Origin of the sequence: uncultured Allofournierella sp. (assembly GCA_944382705.1) — a bacterium.
Classification (GTDB): Bacteria; Bacillota; Clostridia; order Oscillospirales; family Ruminococcaceae; genus Allofournierella.
Window position 1 is genome coordinate 58,536 of the sequence record CALWNE010000053.1, and the last position, 23,030, is coordinate 81,565.

The 23,030-nt window shown below is 53.8% G+C and carries 17 protein-coding genes and 1 tRNA gene; 10 read left to right on the forward strand and 8 right to left on the reverse strand.

Features of this window, described 5'->3' with window-relative positions; genetic code table 11:
* The first annotated feature begins 8 nt into the window (after positions 1-8).
* Positions 9-2,525 carry a TIM-barrel domain-containing protein gene (locus ACH2EM_RS08115; RefSeq protein ID WP_395151710.1) on the forward strand — a complete coding sequence of 839 codons (2,517 nt, stop codon included), beginning with the start codon at positions 9-11 and terminating at the stop codon, positions 2,523-2,525.
* A 116-nt stretch (positions 2,526-2,641) separates the two neighbouring features.
* On the opposite strand, the gene ACH2EM_RS08120 is transcribed toward ACH2EM_RS08115, so the two are convergent.
* Positions 2,642-4,516: a DUF4914 family protein gene (locus ACH2EM_RS08120; RefSeq protein WP_395151712.1), complete on the reverse strand. Its 1,875-nt coding sequence runs from the start codon at positions 4,514-4,516 to the stop codon at positions 2,642-2,644.
* 779 nt (positions 4,517-5,295) lie between these two features.
* Here ACH2EM_RS08120 and ACH2EM_RS08125 point away from each other — a divergent pair.
* Together ACH2EM_RS08125 and ACH2EM_RS08130 are read left to right on the forward strand one after the other, a co-directional pair.
* Positions 5,296-7,479 (forward strand): EAL domain-containing protein, encoded by a 2,184-nt coding sequence (locus ACH2EM_RS08125; protein ID WP_395151714.1) that lies wholly within the window; start codon positions 5,296-5,298, stop codon positions 7,477-7,479.
* 656 nt (positions 7,480-8,135) lie between these two features.
* A complete protein-coding gene (locus ACH2EM_RS08130; RefSeq protein ID WP_395151716.1) occupies positions 8,136-9,845 on the forward strand; it encodes an EAL domain-containing protein in 1,710 nt (569 codons plus the stop codon).
* A 158-nt stretch (positions 9,846-10,003) separates the two neighbouring features.
* Here ACH2EM_RS08130 and scfB read toward each other — a convergent pair whose 3' ends face one another.
* The 4 genes from scfB to ACH2EM_RS08150 all read right to left on the reverse strand — a co-directional run bounded on the left by scfB (position 10,004) and on the right by ACH2EM_RS08150 (position 14,986).
* On the reverse strand, positions 10,004-11,380 hold the full coding sequence (gene scfB, locus ACH2EM_RS08135; RefSeq protein ID WP_395151718.1) for a thioether cross-link-forming SCIFF peptide maturase: 1,377 nt from the start codon (positions 11,378-11,380) through the stop codon (positions 10,004-10,006).
* A gap of 143 nt (positions 11,381-11,523) precedes the next feature.
* Complete coding sequence (scfA, locus tag ACH2EM_RS08140; protein WP_395151720.1) at positions 11,524-11,679, reverse strand: six-cysteine ranthipeptide SCIFF; 156 nt, start codon at positions 11,677-11,679, stop codon at positions 11,524-11,526.
* Between the two features lie 74 nt (positions 11,680-11,753).
* The gene (locus ACH2EM_RS08145; RefSeq protein WP_395151722.1) at positions 11,754-13,514 is read right to left on the reverse strand and encodes a DUF6020 family protein; all 1,761 of its coding nucleotides are present in this window, start codon (positions 13,512-13,514) and stop codon (positions 11,754-11,756) included.
* The gene (locus ACH2EM_RS08150) at positions 13,511-14,986 is read right to left on the reverse strand and encodes an aminotransferase class I/II-fold pyridoxal phosphate-dependent enzyme (protein WP_395151724.1); all 1,476 of its coding nucleotides are present in this window, start codon (positions 14,984-14,986) and stop codon (positions 13,511-13,513) included. The genes ACH2EM_RS08145 and ACH2EM_RS08150 overlap by 4 nt, the downstream gene beginning before the upstream one ends.
* 200 nt (positions 14,987-15,186) lie before the next feature.
* Here ACH2EM_RS08150 and ACH2EM_RS08155 point away from each other — a divergent pair, with 200 nt between their 5' ends.
* The 6 genes from ACH2EM_RS08155 (at position 15,187) to ACH2EM_RS08180 (ending at position 20,209) form a co-directional block, all read left to right on the forward strand.
* Positions 15,187-15,861 carry an HdeD family acid-resistance protein gene (locus ACH2EM_RS08155; protein ID WP_395151726.1) on the forward strand — a complete coding sequence of 225 codons (675 nt, stop codon included), beginning with the start codon at positions 15,187-15,189 and terminating at the stop codon, positions 15,859-15,861.
* Positions 15,862-16,000: 139 nt separating this feature from the next.
* Entirely contained in the window at positions 16,001-16,891 is an 891-nt protein-coding gene (locus tag ACH2EM_RS08160) for a CPBP family intramembrane glutamic endopeptidase (protein WP_395151728.1), read from the forward strand.
* A 31-nt stretch (positions 16,892-16,922) separates the two neighbouring features.
* On the forward strand, positions 16,923-17,393 hold the full coding sequence (locus tag ACH2EM_RS08165; RefSeq protein WP_395151730.1) for a nucleoside deaminase: 471 nt from the start codon (positions 16,923-16,925) through the stop codon (positions 17,391-17,393).
* Complete coding sequence (gene ymfI / locus ACH2EM_RS08170; RefSeq protein WP_395151732.1) at positions 17,390-18,118, forward strand: elongation factor P 5-aminopentanone reductase; 729 nt, start codon at positions 17,390-17,392, stop codon at positions 18,116-18,118. The genes ACH2EM_RS08165 and ymfI overlap by 4 nt, the downstream gene beginning before the upstream one ends.
* A gap of 63 nt (positions 18,119-18,181) precedes the next feature.
* Positions 18,182-18,901 (forward strand): GH25 family lysozyme, encoded by a 720-nt coding sequence (locus ACH2EM_RS08175; RefSeq protein ID WP_395151734.1) that lies wholly within the window; start codon positions 18,182-18,184, stop codon positions 18,899-18,901.
* 105 nt (positions 18,902-19,006) lie between these two features.
* On the forward strand, positions 19,007-20,209 hold the full coding sequence (locus tag ACH2EM_RS08180; protein WP_395151736.1) for an AI-2E family transporter: 1,203 nt from the start codon (positions 19,007-19,009) through the stop codon (positions 20,207-20,209).
* Positions 20,210-20,358: 149 nt separating this feature from the next.
* Here the strand turns inward: ACH2EM_RS08180 and trxA are convergent, their stop codons facing one another.
* From trxA to ACH2EM_RS08195, 3 genes are all read right to left on the reverse strand, one after another.
* Positions 20,359-20,670 carry a thioredoxin gene (gene trxA / locus ACH2EM_RS08185; protein ID WP_395151738.1) on the reverse strand — a complete coding sequence of 104 codons (312 nt, stop codon included), beginning with the start codon at positions 20,668-20,670 and terminating at the stop codon, positions 20,359-20,361.
* A gap of 276 nt (positions 20,671-20,946) precedes the next feature.
* A complete protein-coding gene (locus ACH2EM_RS08190) occupies positions 20,947-21,615 on the reverse strand; it encodes a Crp/Fnr family transcriptional regulator (RefSeq protein WP_395151740.1) in 669 nt (222 codons plus the stop codon).
* Positions 21,616-21,931: 316 nt separating this feature from the next.
* Positions 21,932-22,669, reverse strand: coding sequence for a metallophosphoesterase (locus ACH2EM_RS08195; protein ID WP_395151742.1), 738 nt, complete (start codon positions 22,667-22,669; stop codon positions 21,932-21,934).
* Positions 22,670-22,955: 286 nt separating this feature from the next.
* On the opposite strand from ACH2EM_RS08195, the gene ACH2EM_RS08200 reads away from it, so the two are divergent.
* Positions 22,956-23,030, forward strand: a tRNA-Gly gene (locus ACH2EM_RS08200).

The window sequence follows — 23,030 nt, forward strand, 5'->3', positions numbered from 1 at the left end:
GATATAGAATGCTGCTCAAACAGGTTCATAGCGTGGAAAAAATAGAGTGTGGCTACCTGGTTCACGGTGATGCTGCCGATGCAATGCTGGTATTCATGAACGACCACATCCTGCGCATTCGTGTTGCATTTGACCGCAAATTCAAGGAGGAGTCCTATACTCTGGTGACCACTGCCTGGCCCGACCGGATGGATCAGTTGCTGGAAGGGGAGCGCACCCGCATTCAGGCTTTGGATGTGGATTGTCAGGAGGATGAAAACACCTTCACCTTCCGCACCGCTGCCGTTACCCTTGTAATGCGCAAATGCCCAATGTCTTTCCGGCTGTATGATGCACAAGGGAACCTGATTTACCAGGATTTGCGGGAACGGGCCTTTGAGCAAGACCATCTGGGCCGCTTGAGCCACTATTCCTGCGTGGACATGAAGCATGACCATTTTTATGGCTTTGGCGAAAAGACCGGTCATCTGGATAAAAAGGGCCGTCGGCTGCGTATGTCTCCCAAAGATGCCATTGGCCACGACCCGGAGCATGGAGACCCCATGTACAAGCACATCCCTTTTTACATTCGGGTGAACGATCAAACCAAGCAGGCGTTGGGACTGTTTTACCACAACTCTCACGACAGCGTGTTTGATATGGGGCAGGAGATTTCCGGCTATTGGGACCGGTACTGCTATTACCAGACCGATGGCGGCGACATTGACCTGTTTTTGCTGTGCGGCCCCACCGTGCCCGCCGTATTGGAGCAGTACACCCTGCTGACCGGCCGGTGTGCACTGCCCACCAAGCAGTCTCTGGGATACTGCGCCTCCACCATGTACTATGCAGAGCTGGAGAAAAACTGCGATGAGGAAATCTACCGGGTTATTGACAAGCACCGGGCAGAGAACATTCCCATTGATAACTTCTGGCTGGCTTCCGGCTACACCAGCGGCGAGGAAGATAACCTGCGCTATGTGTTTAACTGGAACTACCGCCGTTTCCCCGACCCGGCGGGATTCTTTGCCCGCATGAACGCAATGGGCATCAATGTAATCCCCAACCTGAAGCCCGGCATTCTGAAAAACCACCCCTACCGGGAACTGTTTGAAAAAAACAGCGTGTTTGTTAAGAATGCTCAGGGTGATGGGGATTACTATGGCCGCTGGTGGGGCGGTGAAGGCCGATTCTTCGACTTTACCGGCGAGGCAGGCCGCAATACCTGGAAGGAACTGCTCAAGAAAAATGTTCTGGAACTGGGCGTGAAAACCGTTTGGAACGATAACTGCGAAATGGACGGGGTGGAAGACCGCAATGCCCAGTGCGACTTTGAAGGCGCAAAGGGCACCATGGCAGACCTTAAAATTATGCATTCCAACCTAATGGCCTATGTGGGCAAGCAGGCGCTGGCAGAGGTGTACCCTGGCGAGCGGCCTTACATCATCAACCGGGCTGGGTTTGCAGGTATCCAGCGTTATGCCCAGGTGTGGGGCGGCGATAACCTTACTGATTGGCGCACCGTAAAATTCAACATTGCCACCATTGTGGGCATGGGACTTTCGGGCTGCGCCAACATGGGCTGCGATATTGGCGGCTTCCACGGCGGTGCACCGGAAGGAGAGCTGATGCTGCGCTGGATTCAGAGCGGCGTGTTCCAGCCTCGGTTCTGCATGAACTCTGCCAACGATGACAACACCGTTACCCAGCCCTGGATGTACCCGGAACACAACGACCATGTGCGGGCAGCCTATCAGCTGCGTTACCAGATGATGCCCTACCTGTATTCTTTGATGTATCAGGCCAATCAGGACGGCACCCCTGCCATGCGGCCGCTGTTTTGGGAGTTTCCCCAGGATGAAAACTGCTACAAGGATGAGCATTTGACCTTTATGTTTGGCCCGGCGGTGCTGGTGGCCAATGTGGTGGAGAAGGGGGCAAAGGAGCGCACTCTCTACCTGCCCAAGGGCTGCACCTGGTACGATATGAACGACCATCTGAGAGCCTATGAAGGCGGCCAGACCATTACCGTACCGGTGGATCTGGGCAGCATTCCCATGTTCCTGCGGGGGTCTGGTGTGTTTGTTACCACCAAAGATGTGCAGCACATTCTGCGGGATACCATGCGCAGCCTGGATTTGCTGGTGGCGGCAGAACAGGATAACAGCTTTGTGCTGTACGACGATGACGGTCATACCCAGCAGTACCAAGAGGGGGTATATTGCCGCACCAATATCACGGTACAGGCCGGCGACCGCACGGTAATCAAGTTCCGCAAGGAAGGCAACTATGCCGATACCGTGGAGCAGGTGAATCTGCGTTTGGTAAGCAAGCAAAAGGGGGCCTACTGGGTAACGGTAAACGGCAAGCCTGTAATGCGCACGCTGGTAAAGGAAGTGTTTGACGAGGCGGAATGTGCTTGGTATTACGACCTTTCGGACCGCACTATCTGGGTGAAATACCCCAATCCCAGTGAAAAAGAGTATGAAGTGGTGGTTTCCACCGAGAAATTCGACCTGGTGGGCATGGTGCTGGAAGAAGAATAAACCCAGCACTCCCACAGCCTTTGCAATCTGCAACCAACAGTCATAAAACAAAATCACCCCCGCTGCCACAAGCAGCGGGGGTAATTTTTATGTTGCAGCAAACAAGCTGTAATGGATTAAAGCAGACCAAGGGGAGTGATGGCGCAGTAGTCCTCAATGGTGCCGTTGCGCTTGAAGCACTCCAAAATCTCCTTGCCTATGGGGTGCAGTTCCTCCACATCGTAGGCTTCCAGCTCCTTGGCGAAGAAGTCGTACAAAATCTGTGCGCCCTTCTGGTAGCCTTCCATGCCCATCTGCTCCTGGGTTTCTGGGTGCAGGAAGGTGGAACGGATGTCCTGGCCGTCTACCTTCATCTCCTTCATGCAGTAGCCCAGCAGGGAGCAGGGAGCGGGGGTCAGGCGGTCCATCTTCATGTTGACACCGCCACGGCGGGCCAGGTATTCACGGGAAATCCACTCGGAGGCAAAGCCGACCTTGTAAATACCAATATGCTGGTTGGGAATGAGCACATAGCGGGTGTTGGGGCAGCTGAGAATCTGCTCCAGCAGAAGGTTGGCCTGGCGTACCTTTTGGCCGGTGGCGAAGGGCCAGTAGGAGCCTACGCCTTCGCTGGCCAGGGGAGAGTTGCCGCTGATGCTGGGGTTCTTGAAGCCACGGGGAGCAACCAGACGCCACAGCCATGCCAGCGCAGGGGGAATAATATGCATCAGGCCCATAATGCCGTAGTCGGGGTGGGCGGCACTGGAGGGCGGCATGCGCACGCCAAAGCTGCGCACATCCACCTCAACGGGTTTTTCCACAATGTTGTCTACCATGCGGCGGGGCACGATGACACGGGGGTTAGGGCAGGGCTTGCCGGTGGAGTCCAGCGTGTGATCCCACACCAGACAGGTGGAACCAGGTACACCCTGAATGTTGAAGAACACCAGAGGCTTTTTGTTGTGGATGGTGATGCGCTCATACATGGGGTCGGAGCCGTACTCGGTAATGCCGTCCACACGCAGGAACCAGCCGTCCTCACCATCGTACAGAGCCAGCTTGCCGCTGCCGCTCTGGAAGGAGGGGTGGCAGATGGCCATATCATCGGTAACAGGGTAGATGGTACAGGTGTCGCTCATGTGCAGGTAGTCCTTATCGCCGGTTTCCAGGTTGCGGCCCAGCAGCACCCGGCCATCGGCCACACGGTGCACATCCTGCAGCAGCTCGCTCTTGCCGCCGCCAGAAGCACCCTCGTGCATCATGACCATCTCGTTTTCGTAGGGGGTAACGATGCGGGCAGCAGAGGCGTGGGCAGTTACCCAGCCTTCGCTTTCGCCAATGTCCAGCAATACGCTGTAAATGCCCTTTTTGGCAGAGGGACCGGGGTACAGGTTGTAGGCAAATACCTCGTGCCGGTCGTCCAAACGGTTGTGCACACATACCTGGCGGCCGTCAAAATGGGTGTGACGGAAGGGGGGAGCCACATACACAATGGCACGGGGCTTGAAGTTGTGCACATCCTTGGCTTTCACAAAGGCTTGCAGCTGAGACAGGGCAAAGGCAAAGAACGCCGCATTGCGGGGGCAAACCAGCAGAGCCTCGTAGCCGTATTCATAGCCGCCGGCCATAAAGGGGACCAAAATCAGCTCCTGGCGGGCCAGCCACTTGTAGGTGTCCACCTCCAGGGTATGGAAGTCGTAGCCGTATACATCCTTAAAGCGGGGCTTATCGGTGGGCTTATCGTCGCCAATACGCATACAGTCCGGATCACGACGGCGCATGTAATCCTCGGTGAAATTAACCACCGCACCGTTCTTGCAGCGTACCACATCGGCTTCTTTTACAGAGGTGCCGTTCACATCGTAGCACACATCCAGCTGCATGGTGCTTTCGTTGCCGAACACCAAATCGTACAGCATTTCCTCCGTCTGCGGAACAATAACGCTTGGGCTGTTGTTCAAAACCATCTCCAGCTCTTGCGGCAGAACAAATTCTTCCAGCAAAACATTCATTCCCATGACCCCACTTTCTTACTATTTATAAAAGGTATATCAGTATGGTAACAGATTAAAAAGGGCTTTGTCAATGGAAAGGCAACCTGGTGGGATAGCGGGCACTTTTTTTTAGGATGCCTGCAAACAGCAAAGACAGCGATTTTTAAAGTAAATATTAAAAAATTAAAATTAAAAAGAAAAAGTGAGAGTTTGTTTTTAAAAAATAAAAAAATATTCAATTCTATGCAAAAATACTTTATAAAACAAAAACCAAAAAAGGTTTGAAAGAATGCAAAATACAGATAAAATGAACCAGGGCAGGCCCGGGAGTGTAAAAGGCGGGTGCCGTTTGCCGAGCGGCAGGTAAAATTATAAAAGTTGCGGTTTTGGTTAGAGATAGGGCAAGGGCAGCAACAGGGCGTTCCTGCCAAAGCAAACAAAAGCGCGCAAGCTTCGGTTTGCCTAAACAAGCCTGTTTTAGCGGGGAATTAGCTTTCATCAAATAAAAAAGTAACAGATTATAACATAAAACAAAACCGAAAACAATACTTTTCTTTTTGATCGATTCTTACTATTATATTCTTACTATTATATTGTTATTACATAAGTGGGTTACAGGTTTAGGAGCTTGCTTTAAAAATCTATGCGTTTTTAGATTGAACGGTTTGAAAGAGCGATACCCAGTACCGGCTGCTTCTAGGAAAAGAGTGCTCGTTTGGCAGATGTTTATGCATAAAACCGTAATCCTTTATGGCAAATGCCCCAGCAATGCAGAACCACGCAAAACGAGGTATGACATGAAGAAGGAAAAACAAAAAACGGGTTACCGCTGGATTTTGGCGCTATGGGCACTGGTGTTGGCACTGGTGTCCATTTTGTGTGTGCTGATGTATCAAAACATCATGGGCTACACCACTACGGTGGTGAGCGAGCTGATGAAGGATTCGGCAAATCAGATGGAGCGCCATACCTATCAAAAGCTGGAGGTTTTGGAAAGCATCGCTAAAAAGCTGCCCCTTGATGTTGTGGAAAATCCTTCTGAAAGTGTTGCGTATTTAGCGGACTACCGAGATGCCAACGGGTTTCTCCACATGAGTGTCGCTTCTGCGCTGGGCATCTCTTACAGATGGGATGGCACTCAGATTACCGTCTCTGGCGCTGATTACTTTCAGCGTGCCATGGAGGGCGAAAAGGTTCTGAGCGACATGATAGTATCACCCACACAAGGTAACTCTGTCAATGTATATGCGGTGCCCATTGTGCGCAATGATGCCGTGGTGGGCGTTTTGTGGGCAGCTGTTCACACCGAGGATTTGTATCAGCGCCTGGGCCTGGAGCAGTTGGAGCGCTACGGTGAGGTTTTCATTGTGGACTCCAACACCCAGCTGGTGGTGGAAAAAAAGGTGGATACCAGCAGCACCAACTTTTTTGCCTTTGTGGAGCAGCAGCCAGAAAACAACATCCAAAGTTTGCGGCGTATGCGGGCGGATATTGAGGCCGGCCGGGATGGATACCGGTATTTTCATTACCGTAACGAACAGGTAAATATGTACTACTCCCGTATGGAAATCAGCGATTGGTGGATTTTGGTGGAGGTACATAAGTCTATTTTGGATAACTTTTCTGCCAAACAGATTGGAACCGTGTGGGTGGCTACCATCTGCGTGATGATTGTGGTTTCCATTGGTTTTTATCGAATGCTGGAGCGTTCGCGCCTGATGCAGCAAAAGATGGATGAACAGATGATGGTGGACGCCATCACCGGCGGCAAAAACGATATCTACCTGCGCAGGCATATGCCCCAGCTGGTTAAGCAGCCAGGGGAGCATGTCTTTTTAGGTTTGAAGGTTACCAATGTGGATAACCTGGTAAAGGTGCTTGGTATGGAGCAGGTAAGCTTTGCCCTACGTGAACTGTACTGGCGCATCAGTGACCGGCTAAAAGAAGGGGAGGTGGTGGTGCACCACTCCTTTGGCAAGTTTGAGATTTTGTGTCGTGATCTTTCCTCCGCAAAGCTGGCAAATACCATTCAGAGCATTTCGGTCCTGTCGCCGGAATTCCGTATGGCAGTAGGTGTGTACCCGGTGGAACCAGGGGTGGAAGATTACGACCAGATGTGCCGCCTGGCCACGGTAGCCCGCAGCAACCCCAAGGAGGGCAATATCTACGGCATCTACTCCCAGCAGATGCATGACAAGGATATGGAGCGCAGCATTCTGGAGAAGGAGATTCACCAGGGGGTGGAGGAGCAGAGCTTTAAGGCCTGGTTTCAACCCAAATACAGCGCAGACGGCAAAACCCTTGCCGGCGCTGAGGCGCTGGTGCGCTGGTACCGTGACGGTAAGATTATGGCGCCCTACCTGTTTGTGCCTTTGGCAGAGTTAACGGGCCAGATAAAAGAAATTGATATGTGCGTGCTGGAGGATGTATGCCGCCAGCTGCGAGCCTGGCAAGCGCAGGGGCTGCCGCTGGTGCCCATTTCGGTAAACCTTTCCCGCAACTATTTTGCTAACACCGATTTTATCGGGCAGATTTTAGTTACCTTGGAGTTTTATGGTGTGGATCCTCAATGGATTGAGTTTGAGGTAACCGAAACCTGCATGGAAAACAACGAGGAAGATTTGCGTCGGGTATTGCAGCTGCTGCACAAGCACGGTTTTAAAACAGCACTGGATGACTTTGGTGTTGGCACCTCCTCGCTGAAGGCTTTGGTGGATATGGAGTTTGATACCATCAAAATTGACAAGGTATTTGTGGATGGCATTGGACAGGAAAAGTGGGAAAATGCATTGCGCTATTCCATCGGCCTTTCCAAACAGATGAACATCAAGGTTGTGGCAGAGGGTGTGGAGACCAAGGAGCAGTTTGACTACCTGGTGGCCCAGGGCTGCGATGTGATTCAGGGGTATTATTTCTCCAAGCCGCTGAGTCGGGATCAATTTGAGGAACTGCTTCAAGAGAAAAAGGCGGAAGCAGAGTAAAATAAAACAGACTTAAAACAAAAGGAGCGACCCCCTGGCAACTGCTGGGGGCCGCTCCTTTTGTTTGTGGCAAAAAAATAAAAAACACTTGTATAATTAATTTTTAAAATCCATGTAAAACTTTAAACGCATGTATAATTATTGATTAAAATTGAGCTTGAAATTTTGATAGGAGATGAATTGCTTAGAAAAAAAGATTTTCTTAATATTATACCATTATTTTGACAAAAAAACAATTCTTTTTTTTGACTATATTATTAATAGTGCCTTTATAAAATGTTATAATCACCCGCTTTTATGCGACTTTGCAGCGGTTTTTAGAAGTTTTTTGTTTTGTGAAAATTTAATGGTAAATATGGATACTAGTTGAAATATACCAAATCTTCAATTGTACATAACTGTTTGCTTGCGATTTACAGTGCAGGATTTTTTATTCAATTTTACAACCATACAATTAAGAGTTTTTACAACCAAAAGGGATGATGGCGATGGCAAAAAAAACAGTGGTTAAAAAATGCTTTGCTGAAAAATGCTTTGTTCAAAAATGCATATTGGATTTGGGGAATCTGGGCACTCATGATTTTTTTGCAGCGATGCTCTGCCTGATTATCCATTACAATGCAAAGAGTTATATAACCAAATCCATTAGCGCGCAGATGGAGCAATCTTCTGTTACCGTAGCAAATGAAACAAATAAAAAGATGATTGTGCTCAAGGAAATTGCGGAACGCCTACCGGAGGAAATCATAAACAATCCCTATGCAAGCATGGCATACTTAATTAACCAGCGTTCCCTGTATCAATTCAACAGCTTGGCAGTGGCTTCGCTGGACGGCACCTCTTACGATAATCAGGGCAACAAGGTAAATCTTTCGGATCGTTATTATTTTCAGACCGCACTTGCAGGCAAGGTAAGCCTTAGCGAAGTTGTAAATTCCAAAGCGCAAAAGGTACCGGTCAATGTATTTGCAGTGCCGGTTGTACGCAACCAAAAGGTTGCTGCTGTGCTTTGGGGGTCCGCAAGGGTTGAAGTCTTTTATTGCTGGATGGATTTTGAAGAACTGAAGAAATACGGCGAAGTATTCGTGCTAAATTCTGAGGGCGACTTGGTGGTTGAGCGCACAGATACCAACGCAGAAAGAAACTTTTTTACCTTTATGGAAAGCACCGGCTCTGTGAATGAATCCAGCATCCAGGCAATGAAGGAAGACATTGCTTTGGGCCAAAGCGGGTGCAATTATTTTGAATATGGCGGACAAAAAGTTTATTACTATTATACCGATGGAGATGGTACAGATTGGTGGATGCTAGTAAAGGTACCTACCAAGACAATTGATGCTTTTGCACAGGAACAGGCAGAAAAAATCTGGATCATTACGGGCGTTATGATGGTAATTGTGACTCTTGGCTTTTTTCAAATCCATAAGCGTAACCGGCTGATGCGGCAAAAGCTGGATGACCAGATGGCCATAGACCCTGTTACTGGCGGCAAGAACGACATCTACCTGCGAAAAAATATGCCAACCTTGATGGAAGAGCAAAAAAATTATGTCTTGCTGGGCATGAAGGTTATGAATGTGGATAACCTGGTCAAGGTAATGGGCATGGAGCAGGTGAACAATGCCTTGAGAGAGCTTTACTGGCGCATTCACAGCCGCATGAAGGAAGGCGAAGTGGTTGTCCACCACTCCTTCGGTAAGTTCGAGGTGCTGTGCCGAAACTTCTCGGCACTTTGGCTGGACGAAGCGATTAAAGGTCTAACCTCTCTAGCACCGGAAATGCAGCTGGCAGTGGGTGTGTATCCCATTGAGGAGGGCATGGTGGATTACGACCAGATGTGCCGTTATATCACGGTTGCCCGCAACAATCCCAAAGAGGGCTGCAATTACGGTGTATACACCAAAAAGCTGTACGAGCAAGACATTCAGCGCAGCCAGCTGGAAAAGGACATTCAGGAAGGTGTACATAGCCAGTCGTTCCAGCCCTGGTTCCAGCCGAAATATGCTGCGGATGGAAAAACCATCGTGGGTGCCGAAGCCCTGGCGCGCTGGTATAAGGCAGACAAGATTCTTACCCCTTATCATTTCATCTCCCTTGCGGAGCTGACAGGCCAGATTCGGGACATTGATATGTGCGTGCTGGAAAATGTGTGCAAGCAGTTCCGCAACTGGCAGGCTTTGGGCATTAAGCCGGTCCCCATCTCGGTAAACTTGTCCCGCAACTTAAAAGCAAAAAGCAGACAGGCGCCAATGGCATGGTGCTCCTTTTGGGCTGGAAAGCACACCAGGCTGACCCATTCCGCAAAGAGACAGGCCAGGCTTGCAGCGGCCTGTCTGCTTTTGTTTTTTGGTGGATTTTCAAAATAACAAGGTAATTGATTAAAGCAAACGAAAAAACAATGAGCCCTCCCCGGTGCAGAGTGCACCAAGGGGAGGGCCTATTGTTTTGGGTGACTGGGTTTTTAACAAACAGAGGGAGCTAATGTTGAAAACACAGTGTTTTTTAACAGGGCAGGTGAGGGGAGTTAAGCCTTTTGTGCCTGTGCCACCTTCATCATGATGGCGCATTCCATCCGCTTGCGGAACAGCTCACAGCCGTATTCGTAAATGCCGGTGATGCTGCCGGTGGCGTGGTAAGCGTTGGCAGCACAGCCGCCGGAGCAGTACAGCTTAGCCCAGCAGTCCTTACAGTCGGGGCGGGCGTAGGCGTTGCACATCTTGAACTCATCCCGCAGGGCGGTATTGGTGATGCCGTCCCAGATGTTGCCCATGCTGTATTTTTCATCGCCAACAAACTGGTGGCAGGGGAACAGCTCGCCCCAGGGGGTAACAGCCAGGTATTCGGTGCCGCTGCCGCAGCCGGAAACTCGCTTGTAGATGCAGGGGCCGTGGTTCAGGTCAATCATGTAGTGGTAGAAGGTAAAGCCCTTGCCCTCGCTCTCCCGGCGGAGCATCTCTTTGGCCAGGATTTCGTACTGCTCCATGATTTTGGGCAGGTCCTCCTGGGTCAGCTCGTAGGGGTCGCCAGGGGCGCATACCACAGGTTCCATGCTCAGCTGATCGAAGCCCAGGTCAGCCAGGTGGAAGATGTCGTTGGTGAAGTCCACATTGTTGTGGGTAAAGGTGCCGCGCACATAGTATTCCTTGTTGCCGCGGGCCTTGGCAAACTTCTGGAATTTGGGAATGATGGTGTCGTAGCTGCCCTGGCCGGCGTAGTTTTTGCGCAGACGGTCGTGCACTTCCTTGCGGCCGTCAATGCTCATAACCACATTGTTCATTTCCCGGTTGGCAAACTCGATGACCTCGTCGTCCACCAAAACGCCGTTGGTGGTGAGGGTAAAGCGGAACTTTTTGTGGTTAGGTTCTTCCAGGCTGCGGCCATAGGCCACCAGCTGCTTGACCACATCCCAGTTCATGAGGGGTTCGCCGCCAAAGAAGTCCACTTCCAGGTTGCGGCGTTTGCCGCTGTTTGCCACCAAAAAGTCCAGGGCCTGCTTGCCCACCTCAAAGCTCATGAGGGCACGCTCGCCATGGTAGTTGCCCTGGCTGGCAAAGCAGTATTCGCAGTTCAGGTTGCAGGTGTGGGCCACATGCAGGCACATGGCTTTTACTTCGGTTACACGCTTTTTGAAATCAAACGCAATGTCGCCGTACACATCCTTGGCAAACAGCTTGCCGTCCTGTTCCAGCTGGGCCACATCCTGAATGCACTGGCGCAAATCGGCCTCGGTCACATCCTCCCGCTGGCCGTATTTTTCCAGCATCTGGGCTACAATCTGGTCTGCGGGGGTGGTTTTGTACAGGCCAATCACATCATAGGCCACCTCGTCCACCACATGAACCGAGCCACTGTAAGCATCCACCACGATGTTGTATCCGTTGAGTTTGTACTGATGAATCACAGAATCAGGTTCCTTTCTTTGTATCGTCCGTTGGTTGCAAAATCGAATCTATTCAAAACCCCAGGCTTTGCAGCACAGGAGACAAAACGCAAAAAATACCGCCTGCACACGGGTGGTGGGCAGGCGGCACGATGCAGGCAAAATCAGGCATTCTTGTCGTTCTTATGCTCGCACATCTGGTTAGCAACACCGCAGGAGGTTTTGCAAGCGGACTGGCAGGAAGTCTGGCATTCGCCACAACCGCCGGTCTTTACGCTCTTAGCCAGGTCACGGGTCTCGAGAGTCTGAATCCGGTTCATTGATACACCCCCCTTTCTATCCAAACCGATTCCAAGGGGTAAGCCAGAGGCAAACCACTAGAAACTTACTGTTATTATACAATAAAGGTGCGGTTTTCGTCAATAGGCTTTGCGAAGGCCATCCACAGCGCAGAGGGAATGGAAAAGGCGAATACCAGCATATACCGCAGCTGCCCTGCGGAGGGGGAACCTACCAGCATTCCCAGCCATACCAGATACATGGGCAAAAAGGCCAGTACCAGGTGGCCCTGCCGCCGCAATGCAAGGGCTGCGCCCAGGGCGGCCAGCCCAAACGCCAGCAGAGCAGGGGGGATAAAGGTGGCCCGTGCTGCCAGTTCCTGACGCAAAAAGTCCGAACCGGTTAGGTACTGCACAATATCCTTGGAGCAGATACCAAAAGCCCCATTCTCCGACTCGTTGGTGTAGGCATAGCTGCCCCCGGCAAACCGGGGGTTGGTGTAGAGGGTAGTTTCGTTCAGCCAGGCAATGGCGTAGTCCCCCAGATGGGTGGGCATAAGCTCCAGCCACACACCCAATAAGTCCAATTTACCCTGGCTTGTTCCAAAGTACTGGAGGTTGAAGGCGGGGTCTCGCTTGATGGTGTCCACGGTGGATTTGGTGTAGGCCTGGCCCATGGCCTCCAGCGGAATTACCCGGCCCAGGGCCTCGGCCTGCTGGGGGGAGAAATCCTCTGGGGAATGGGCGGCCACATAGCCCACCTGCTGCAAGGGAATGGCCCAGGCTTCGGCGGTAAGGGAGCTGGAAAGCCCCAGAGCGGCATACACCGGCCCAGTCAGCAGCTTAATGGCCAGCAGCAAGGGCACCGCCAGGGTGATGACCCGTTTGCGCCCTGCCCGAAAGCCCAGCAGAGCCAGGCTGCAAGCTACACAGATGAGCCAGCCGTTGCCCCGCAAAAAGCAGACTGCCAGGGTGAGGCCCACCAGCTGGGCTGCCCCCTTTGGGGTGCACAGCAGGGCACCTTTGGAGCGGGCAGCGTCGTACAAAAACAGGCTGTACAGCAGCAGGGCACCGTTAAACAGAGGGTCCTTCCACAAAACCAGGCTATGGAAAGCATACAGAGTGGTGGAGCAGAACAGGGCAAGGCCCAGAGCAGTGAGCAGCGGCCCGGCTCCCCGGCGGCGCATCCATACCAGGCTGTAAGCCAGCATAGCGGCCACGAGGGTCATCTGGAGGGCACCAAACAGGTAGACGCCCAGCTCCATCTGGCCCAGCCGGTAAAAGGGCCAGAGCACCAGTTTGAGCAAAAGCGTGTAGGCAATGGGGTGGGCATCGTTCAGGCCGCCCTCAAAGGCTTGGGTCAAAAGGCCCACCGAATCCGGGTCCAAGCGAACCGGACCCCAGCACAGGTACACCGGCAGCCAGAACAGCAGCAGCACCCCGGTGTAGCAGGCCCACAGGGGCAGCAGCCGAGGAGCAGGAGTGGAGGAGTAGGGCAGTCTGGCCCGAACGGCCAGCCGCAGCAGACCCAGAGCGCTGGGCAGCCCCAATGCCACCAGCAGAGCCCACCCACCGAAGAAGGCAGCTCCAAAGGGGAAGGTGCCGGTGGCGGCCAGCTGCCCCAGCAGGCAAAACCAGATGCTGCCGCAAAGGGCCAGTGCAGCCACAGCTTCCCCGGTTTGGGGGCGACGCTCCCAGCCAAACAGGCTGGTGCCAAAGAGAAAGACCCAAAGCACCAGTACTCCCACAGGGGAGAGGGCGGTCATACAGGCCAGCAGGCAGAGCCAGGTATACAGCCCGCTTACCAGGGCAGCAGCAGGCCAGAAGGGATAGCGGGCCAGCAGACTGCTGCACCCGGTACGGATGGTATCTTTCAAAACAACGGTTCCTCCTTTTTAAGGCAATGAGAAGGGGAGCAAACCAGGAGATGGCCCGGCAGCCCGCCGCTGGTGCTGTGCAGGGCAACGCCCTGCTGCAGCAGCCGTTTGCAGGTGGCGACAAAGGGGCTGTCCACCTGCTCGCCGGGTACAATCAGAGGAATACCCGGCGGATAGGCCCACACAAATTCGGTGCTGACCCAGCCCACCGCCTGTTCCAGACCGAGGGGCTGGCCGGGCGGGCTGAGGGCCTGCCGGATGGAACAGACCATGGGAGGCAAAGGCAGACTGCCCTCCACCGGGGCAGGCTGGCCGGACTGGAGGGTTTTGTCCAGTTCCAGCAGTGCCTGGGCCAGCGGCTCCAGGGTCTGCCAGGTGTCGCCCAGGCCGGTCATGGCGATGGCGTAGTCTCCCAGAGCCATTTCCAGCTCGATGCCCCAGCGGCTGCGAAGCTGTTCCATCAGCTGGGGGCCGGTGATGCTAGTGCCCCGGCAGCAGAGCACCAGCTTGCTGGGGTCGTGGTCAAACAGGGCGGGATGCTGGGCCAGCCGGTCGGCCCCGTGACAAAGTACTTTCAGGTGCTTTAAGGGCAGAATAGCCTGGTCAAATTGGGCCAAAGCCTGCCGCCACCGGCCCAGAAGTTCCGGCCCCTGCTGGGTTAGCAGCTGGGTGCAGCCATCCATGCTGGCCATAAGCAGGTAGGAAGGGCTGCTGGTTTGAAAAATCGCCAGCTCCCGCCCCATGCGCTGCACATCCACCCGGTGGGTGCAGCAGTGGAGAATGGCGGTTTGGGTCAGGCTGGGCAGGGTTTTGTGCAGGCTTTGCACCACCACATCCGCCCCGGCGGCTACGGCACCCTGGGGCCAGCCTTCTGCCAGGCCTAAGTGGGGGCCGTGGGCTTCGTCCACCAGCACCGGGATGTTGTGCCGGTGGGCAATCCGGCAGAGTTCCGGCAGGTTGCACAAAACCCCTTCGTAGGTGGGGCAGGTGAGCACCAGCAGCCCCACCCGGGGCCACTGCTTCAGGGCTTGTTCCAGCTGCTGGGGGGTGATGGAACCCATGATCCCGGTGGCGGCATCCAAAGGCGGGGCCAGATACCGGGGCACCAGATCCAGCAGTTCCAGGCCATGGTAGATGGATTTATGGCAGCCCCGTGTGAGCAGAATTTCCTGGCCGGGGCTGGTCATGGCCCGCAGAGCAGCCAGCAGGCCGCCAGTACTGCCATTGATGAGGTAAAAGGACCGCCTGGCCCCCCAAAGAGCCGCTGCCTGCTCCATGGAGCGCAGCAGAATGCCTTCCGCCTGGTGCAGGTTATCGAATCCATCTATCTCGGTGATGTCCAGCCCGGCACCCAGCTGGGCCAGATAGTTTGCCAGCTGGGTGTTTCGCTTGTGGCCGGGCATATGCATGGGCAGCGCAGCACTGCTGCCCAGAGTTTGTAAAGCCTCCAAAAGAGGGGCTTTGCTCTGCATAAAGGGTCACATCCTTTGTAAAAATCATTGCATTTTTTATTGTAGCACATTACCTGTGGGGGTGAACAGCCTGCGGCAGAGGATGCAGCTTGTAAAATATTTGCCTGAATAAGCAACATTCCCGTGGGATTGTGTTATAATAAGCAGAAACAACGCTGTATCCAGGGGCCCATGCCCCTGAAGGATAAGGAGGAAGCAAAATGCGTACCTTTAAAACAAGCTATTTAACATCTTCGCTGCTGTTTGTGGCAGCGGGCGTTGCGCTGCTGGTGTGGCCCAGCCTGTCCATCAAGGTGGTGTGCGGCCTGTTCGGCGCTGTGATTTTGGCAAAGGGCCTGTTTACCCTTTGGGCTGCCCTGCGGGAGCAAACCAGCACGCTGTTCCGCTATTGGAACTGGGTGTTTGGTGCCGCAGCTTCCGCCATGGGTGTGTTTTTGTTGGTGCGGCCCCAGACGGTAGTGTCCGTTCTGCCTATTCTGGTAGGCCTGTTTGTAATTTTTGATGGCGTCATGCGCATTGAATCTGCCGTTTCGCTGCGCAAGGCGGGTTACCAGCGCTGGTGGCTGTTTTTGGTGTTGGCGCTGCTCAGCGCAGGCCTAGGCGTGATGATGCTGTGCAATCCTTTTGGCACGGTGGAACTGCTGGTAATGGCCATTGGCATTGTGTTTGTGGTGGAGGGCGTGCTCAACCTGGGCGGTGCAGTTTATGCCTCGGTGATGCTGCACGGCCTGAAAAAGGCGGCCACCCATGCAGCAGACGAGCTGGAGCGGATGGTGGACAAGGCCAGCTATACCCAGGCAGAGACCCAGCAAAAACGAATAGACAAAGCCAGCTCTGTGGATGTGGAGTATTGGCCGGCAGACGAGGAAACCTGATGAAGTTCAGCCCCCTACAAAGCCTGGAACGGTCGGCCTTGCGGCCGGTTGCCAAGGCCCGGCTTTGAATGGGGGCATTTTTGCGCTGGTGAATCAGAAAATCCACCGGAGGAATTTGGTACAGGAGCAATCAAACAAGGTGAACAATAGAGCAAAATCAGGCATCCATCCACCGGTACAGCTGGCGGCAGCGTTCTGTGGGCTGGGAGCCATTCTTTACTTAGTGCTGGGCAGACTGCTGGTTTGCGCAGTGAACGGGGTTTATCCCCTGTGGTACAACCGGCCGGAATATCTTTTGGTGCAGGGAGGAATCAGCCTGGCAGCCATGGCGCTGGCGGTGCTTGTTTTATGGCTGGTGCACCCGCTGAAGGGTGTGCGCTCCCTGGGGCTGGGCCTGTCTGGCGCTGATTGCGGCCTGGAACTGTTTTTGGTGTTCTGGCTGCTGATTGTTACCGGCAGCAGTTTGGGGGATTTCACAGCCCGCCTCACCCATCAGGAGGGAGGGTTAGAACTGCTGCCCCAGCAGCCAGCCCTCTTGCTGGCTACGGCTTTGATGCTTACCCTGCTGCCCGCTATGGGCGAGGAGCTGCTGTTTCGGGGACTGCTGCAAGGCTATCTGGCTCCCTATGGGTTTTGGTTCAGCATAATGGGGCAGGCGGTGGTATTTGCACTGCTGCACGGCACCGTGGCAGGCTGCCTGGTGGCCTTTGCAGGGGGGCTTGCTCTGGGCCTGTGCCGGGCTGTGACCGGGGGCATCTGGTGGGGTGTGCTGTTTCATTTTTACAACAACCTTACCGCCTTTGTGGCCCTGTACCAAACCCAGTACGCCCAAGGCATCCTGCTGCTGAATGCCCTGCGGATTGGGGTACCCAGCGTGGTGCTGGTGGGATATTTGGCCCGCTGGCTGCTGGAAGGGCGCAGGTCCTATTCGGTGCAGACCTATGGAGAGGGCGCGAAGGCACTGCTGCACTGCGGGGGCTGGCTGGCCTGTGTGGCCGTGCTGCTGCTGCGTGTGCTGCTGGCGCTGTAAATGGATTGATAAACTAAAGGAGCAAACAACTGTGACCGACGAACAATTGATGGACCTTGCTTTGGAGCAGGCCCGGCAGGCAGCCGCTTTGGGCGAGGTGCCGGTGGGGGCGGTGGTGGCCCTGAACGGCGAACCCATTGCCATGGCCCACAATACCAGAGAGACCAAAAAGAATGCCGTTCACCATGCAGAGCTGCTGGCCATTGACCAGGCCTGCCAGGTGCTGGGAGGCTGGCGGTTGTGGCAGTGCGAGCTGTTTGTAACGCTGGAGCCCTGCCCCATGTGCAGCGGCGCCATTATTAACAGCCGCATCAAGCGGGTAGTGTATGGCGCAAAGGATACCAAGGCAGGGTGCTGCGGCTCCATGCTGGATTTATTCAGTTACCCCTTCAATCACCATCCGGTGATTGAAAGCGGACTGAAGGAGCAGGAAGCCGCTGCGCTGCTTCAGGATTTTTTTGCAATGCTGCGCAAAAAGCGAGAGGAGAAAAAACGCCCATGAAGGAACGAGTGGTTTTGATTACCGGCGCAAGCCAGGGCATTGGCGCTGCCACCGCCCGTGCCTTTGCCCAAGCAGGGTACAGGGTGGCAGCCAACTACTACACCAGCCAGCAGGCGGTGGAACAGCTGGCGCAGGAGCAGCCGGGGCGTATTCTGCCGGTGCAGGCAGATGTGGCGGACCGTGCCCAGGTGGAGGCGATGTTCCGGCAGGTGGAACAGACCCTTGGCCCGGTGGAAATCCTGGTGTGCAACGCAGGCATTGCCCGGCAGGAGCTGTTTACCGATGTAACCCCCCAGCAGTGGAGCCGTATGCTGGATGTGCATCTGACCGGTGCATTCCACTGCTGCCAGCTGGCACTGCCGGGAATGCTGCGGGCGAAATGGGGCCGCATTATAACCGTGAGTTCCATGTGGGGGCAGGTGGGGGCCAGCTGTGAGGTTGCCTATTCGGCGGCGAAGGCAGGGCTGATTGGCTTTACCCGTGCGCTGGCCAAGGAAGAAGGCCCCAGCGGCATTACAGTGAACTGCGTGGCACCCGGCGTGGTGGATACCCGCATGATGGCTGGTTTTTCTGCCCAGGATAAGGAGGAGCTGGCCCAGGAGATACCGGTGGGACGGCTGGGCACACCCGAACAGGTGGCCCGTTCGATTTTGTTTTTGGCTGCCGAGGATGCGGACTACATAACCGGGCAGGTGCTGGGTGTGAATGGCGGCATGATTGTGTAAAGTGCGGCAGCTGAACCTTTTACCCTTGGGGTGCATACCATGGGGGAAAAAGGAGGTGAGGGCATGACCGTACTTGAGGAAGGTGTGGATGTATCCCGCTACAACGGAGTAATCCAGTGGCCTGCCGTATACCAGGCAGGCAAGCGGTTTGCCATTGTAAGGCTTGGGTCTAGCAGTGCCAATGGGCCTTATCTAGACCCTTATTTCAACGATAATGTAAAACAGGCCCAGGCAGCTGGCCTGCGGGTGGGGGCGTACTACTACACCTATGCTTCCAGCGAGGAAGAAGTGATTGGCGAGCTGAATGTGCTGCTGCCTGCCCTGGAGGGGCACCGGCTGGAATACCCGGTGTATGTGGATGCGGAAAGCCAGGAGCTGGCCCAGCTGGGGCGGGAACGAGCCACCCAGCTGGTGCGTTTTGCCATGGATATTTTGGATCAGAAGGGCTGGTTCCCAGGTTATTACAGCTATACCAATTATCTGGGCCAGTATCTGGATTATCAGCAGCTGGCGGACTATCCCCTTTGGGTGGCAGATTACCGGGGATACCTGGGCCATCCCGGTGAGTATGGAATGTGGCAGTATTCCTCGGTGGGTCAGGTGCCTGGCATTGGCACCAATGTGGATTTGGATTACAGCTATGTGGACTATCTGCCCATCATACGCCAGCAGGGCAAAAACGGTTATGGCGGCCAGCCGGAATGCCTGGAGGACGAATACCGGGAACGCTGGCTGGCTGCCCAGAGCAAGCTGGATGCCATTGAGGAGATTTTAAACCGGTGATGGCCCTGCAAGCCCTTGCGGCCCGGCGGCAAAATCGCTATGATAAACATAAGCGGCTGCACGGGCAGCCGGGGAATAACAAGACAGAACACTAGGAGCAAGGTTATGGACAACAAAAAAAACATCCGCACTGTGTTTGGTGCAGCGGTGCTGTGCATTCTTTTGTATTGGGGTCTGCAAAATATGGACCGATTGGGCCGCATTATGGGTGGCCTTGGAACCATGATACTGCCCTTTGCTTTGGGCGGGGCCATGGCCTTTATCTTTAATGTACCCATGCGTGCCATCGAGGCACATCTGCCACGGCAGGTGAAGGGCATCAAACGGCCCATATCGCTGGTAATCACCCTGGCAGCCGTGGTGAGCGTGCTTATGATTGTGAGCCTGCTGGTGGTACCGCAGCTGCAAGAAACCACCCTGCGCATCTTTGCCCAGCTGCCCCACTTCTGGAAGGAAGCCCAGCAGTTTATGGTGCGGATGATGACAGATTACCCCGCCTTGAAGGAATGGCTGCAAGACCCTGCCAGCATTGACTGGAACGGCTTGGTAAAGGCTGCGGTGGATTGGCTGCAAACCAGCGGTCTGGTGCTGGTGGGCAACACGGTAAGCGCTGCCACCGGCCTGATTTCGGGCTTTGTAAACTTTTTTATTGGCTTTATCTTTGCAGTGTACCTGCTGTTTGAGAAGGAGAGCCTGGCCCGCCAGATTCGGATGCTGCTCTACGGCTGGCTGCCGGAACAGGCAGCTGACCGCATTTTGGAAATTGCACAGCTCAGCGACCGCATTTTTTCCCGGTTTTTGTCCGGTCAGTGTGTGGAGGCCTGCATTTTGGGCCTGCTGTTTTTTGTGGGCATGACCCTGTTTGATATGCCCTATGTGCTGCTGGTCAGTGTGCTGGTGGCCGTTACTGCACTGATTCCTGTATTTGGTGCTTTTATTGGCTGCTTTGTGGGGGCGTTTTTGATTTTGATTGATGACCCCATGAAGGCAGTTGTGTTTGTGATTTTGTTCCTGGTAATTCAGCAGATTGAAGGCAACCTGATTTACCCCCGTGTGGTGGGCAATTCGGTGGGCCTGCCTGCCATTTGGGTGCTGGTGGCCGTTACCGTGGGCGGCAGTACCATGGGTGTGGTGGGTATGCTGGTGATGATTCCTGCCTGCTCGGTGCTGTACAGCCTTCTGCGCACCGCCACCCGCAACCGGCTGAGCAAGCGGGAAGTTTCCCGTCAGAAATACGCTGGCGCCATGATGGAAGCCGCTGGCCCTAAAACGGAAGCCGCAAAAACTTCCAAACAGCCCAAGCGATAACCCTTGCAGGCCGCAGCCTAAAAAAACAGCAAAGCCGCCGGAGCCCTTGTGGCCCGGCGGCTTTGCTGTTGATACTTGGAGGAAGATATATTAAAAAAAGTAAGGAAGATAGCTAGTAAATGAATTGCGGCTTTGCAGATGTCTGGCGATTAGCCCAGCATCTGCTCCACATTGGCTTTGGGCACCAGGCCCACATTCTTGCAGGCAACCTGACCGTTCTTAAAAACAATCAGGGTGGGAATGCTCATAACGCCAAACTGGGCAGCCAGCTCGGGGCACTGGTCGATGTCGATTTTGCCCACCTTAATGCTGCCGGCCTTCTCCTCGGCAATCTGGTCCACGATAGGAGCCATCATGCGGCAGGGGCCGCACCACTCTGCCCAGAAATCAACCAGAACGGGCACATTGCTGTTGAGTACTTCCTGCTGAAAATTTTCGCTGGTGATGGTCATAACGCTCATAACCAAAACGCTCCTTTGCTTATTCGTTGGGGCAATTCTGCATCCTTTCCAATCAAGGAAATAGCGATGGATTTTTGCAAGATAAACCAAAAGCATACAAATTTTTAAAGGGATGCTTTTGAACAAACTCACAAAAAATTCAGCATACACCGCCTGGGCCAGTTGGCATTAAGGGTGCGGAGCTGCCATTGATTTGTTGTGTTTAGTATATCCCTATGCAGAAAAAATATCCGTGACCAAGTCACTATAAGTACACCGAAGTGGTGTTGTTTGGCTTTAGCGCAAGCTATCCTGCGCAATCTGGGTGAGCTTTTCCAGGTCTGTAATGGTAACGCATCCACGGGATACCTCCACCATCTGATCGGTTTGGAAATATTTCAGCATACGGGTAACAACTTCCCGCGCGCTGCCCAGATGGCGGGCAATTGCTTCGTGGGTGATTTTTAGGCGCAGGCTGTCGTTCAGCTGGCATTCGTTCACCAAAAAAGCCGCCAGGCGGCTGTCCAGGTGTTTGTACAAAATCTGATCCAGCAGCCACATTACATCAGAAAAAGAGCTGGCAATCAGCTCGGTGGTGTAGTTGGCCACCGCAGCACACTCCTGCATCAGCTGCTTGTAAACAGGTGCGGGAATGCGGTAGAGGGTGGTATTTTTTTCGGCCTGGATGGAAATATCAAATTGCAGGCTGTTGAGCATACAGTAAGCCGAAAGAATGCACACATCCCGTTCAAAAAGCCGATACAGGGTGATTTCCCGGCCATCGTCCGAGTAGGAATACACCCGCAGCTGCCCGGTTACAACAATCAGCGGGCCAATGCAATCCTGCGAGCCATTGTGCACCACCTCTCCCTTGGGGACGGAATAAAAACTCACACTGCGCTGAAGCAGGGCCTGTTGGTCTGGGGTGAGTTTGCTCCAAAAAGGCAGGTACTCCCAAAATTCCATGGTAGTCTCCTTTCGTTAAGTGTAGCGGCAGTGCCCCGCAATGTACCCAAAGGGCTCCGGGTGGCACACCGCGCCCAAATTTTCTGTGGTAGTGCCCAAAATGCTTGCCAATCCAGCAAGGGTGCGGCTGCACTTTTGGGCTATCTTGCAAAAAATTCCGGCACGCTTTGCCTTTGCCAGAGAATGCTGCGGTGCTGCCTGGTAATACAATTTATTATGCCACAAAATAACCCTGGGCGCAACGATAACGGCTGTGGTACGGCTGCACCAAAAAAACAAAAGCCCAAAACAGCGAACAACGGTTTTGGGCAACGGGTCAGGGATTGAGAACACCCTCCTGCTGGGAGTTTACATAGACGGTCTGGCCGGTTTCCAGGCAGTAGGCTGCCAGCTGACCGCCAAACACACAGCCGCAATCCAGTGCCAGGTGGCCGTTTTCCTGAAAGATGAGGGGTTGTTTATCCTTTCGGATCAGGGGGGTGGGTGTGTGGCCGGTTACCAGGTGAATGCGGTCGCTGGCGTAGTAGCGGCAGCGGTAGTTGGCACGGCACCACAAAAAGTCCTGCGGGTCATATTCTTCCAGTTCCTTGGTGGGGTCAAACTGGTCGATGCCACCGTGCACCATAATATAAAGGGCGTCGTTATGCTGGACGGCTTCAAAAGTGGAGGCTTGCTTCAGGTAGCACAGAATTTCCTCCTGCTGCTGCTGGGGCAGGGCAGCAAATTGCCCCAGAGTTACCTCGCCGCCGTTGTTCATCCATAAAGAATAAATCTGGGATACCTGCTCCTGATTTTTTAGTGTGTCAATGCTTTCGGCGGTAATTTCCGCAGTAAGGCAGCGCAGCACGGAAAGCATCATAGCGTCGTGATTGCCCAAAACATAGCGGGCATTGGGCATGGAGATAAGCTGCTGTATCACCGCAATGGGGTGGGGCCCACGGTCCATACAGTCCCCCAAAACAAACAGCTCGTCCTGGCTGGAAAAACCAATGGCATGGAGCAGCTCCATGAATTCATTGTAACAACCATGAATGTCGGCAACGATGTAGCGCATGGGGGTACCTCCAAAACACACAAAATGATTTGCCTGGAGAACCGGCGAAAGCCATGGGGAACCGGGCAGACAAACAACAAAAATGCTTGGTTCCTATTATACACGCAAACACCGGCAAATAAAATGGCGTTTTGCAGCGAAAAGCAGGCCCCGCTGCCGGCGGGGGAAAGGGGGGATTGAAGGGAGGGGTGGACTGAGGACAAAAAATAAAAATAATTTTTAAAAAACCTATTGCAATTTTTAAAAATGGGTGATATAATAACTCTCGCAGTCACAAAACGGATGCGCAGGTGTCGTACAACGGCTAGTACATCAGCCTTCCAAGCTGAGGACGTGGGTTCGACTCCCATCACCTGCTCCA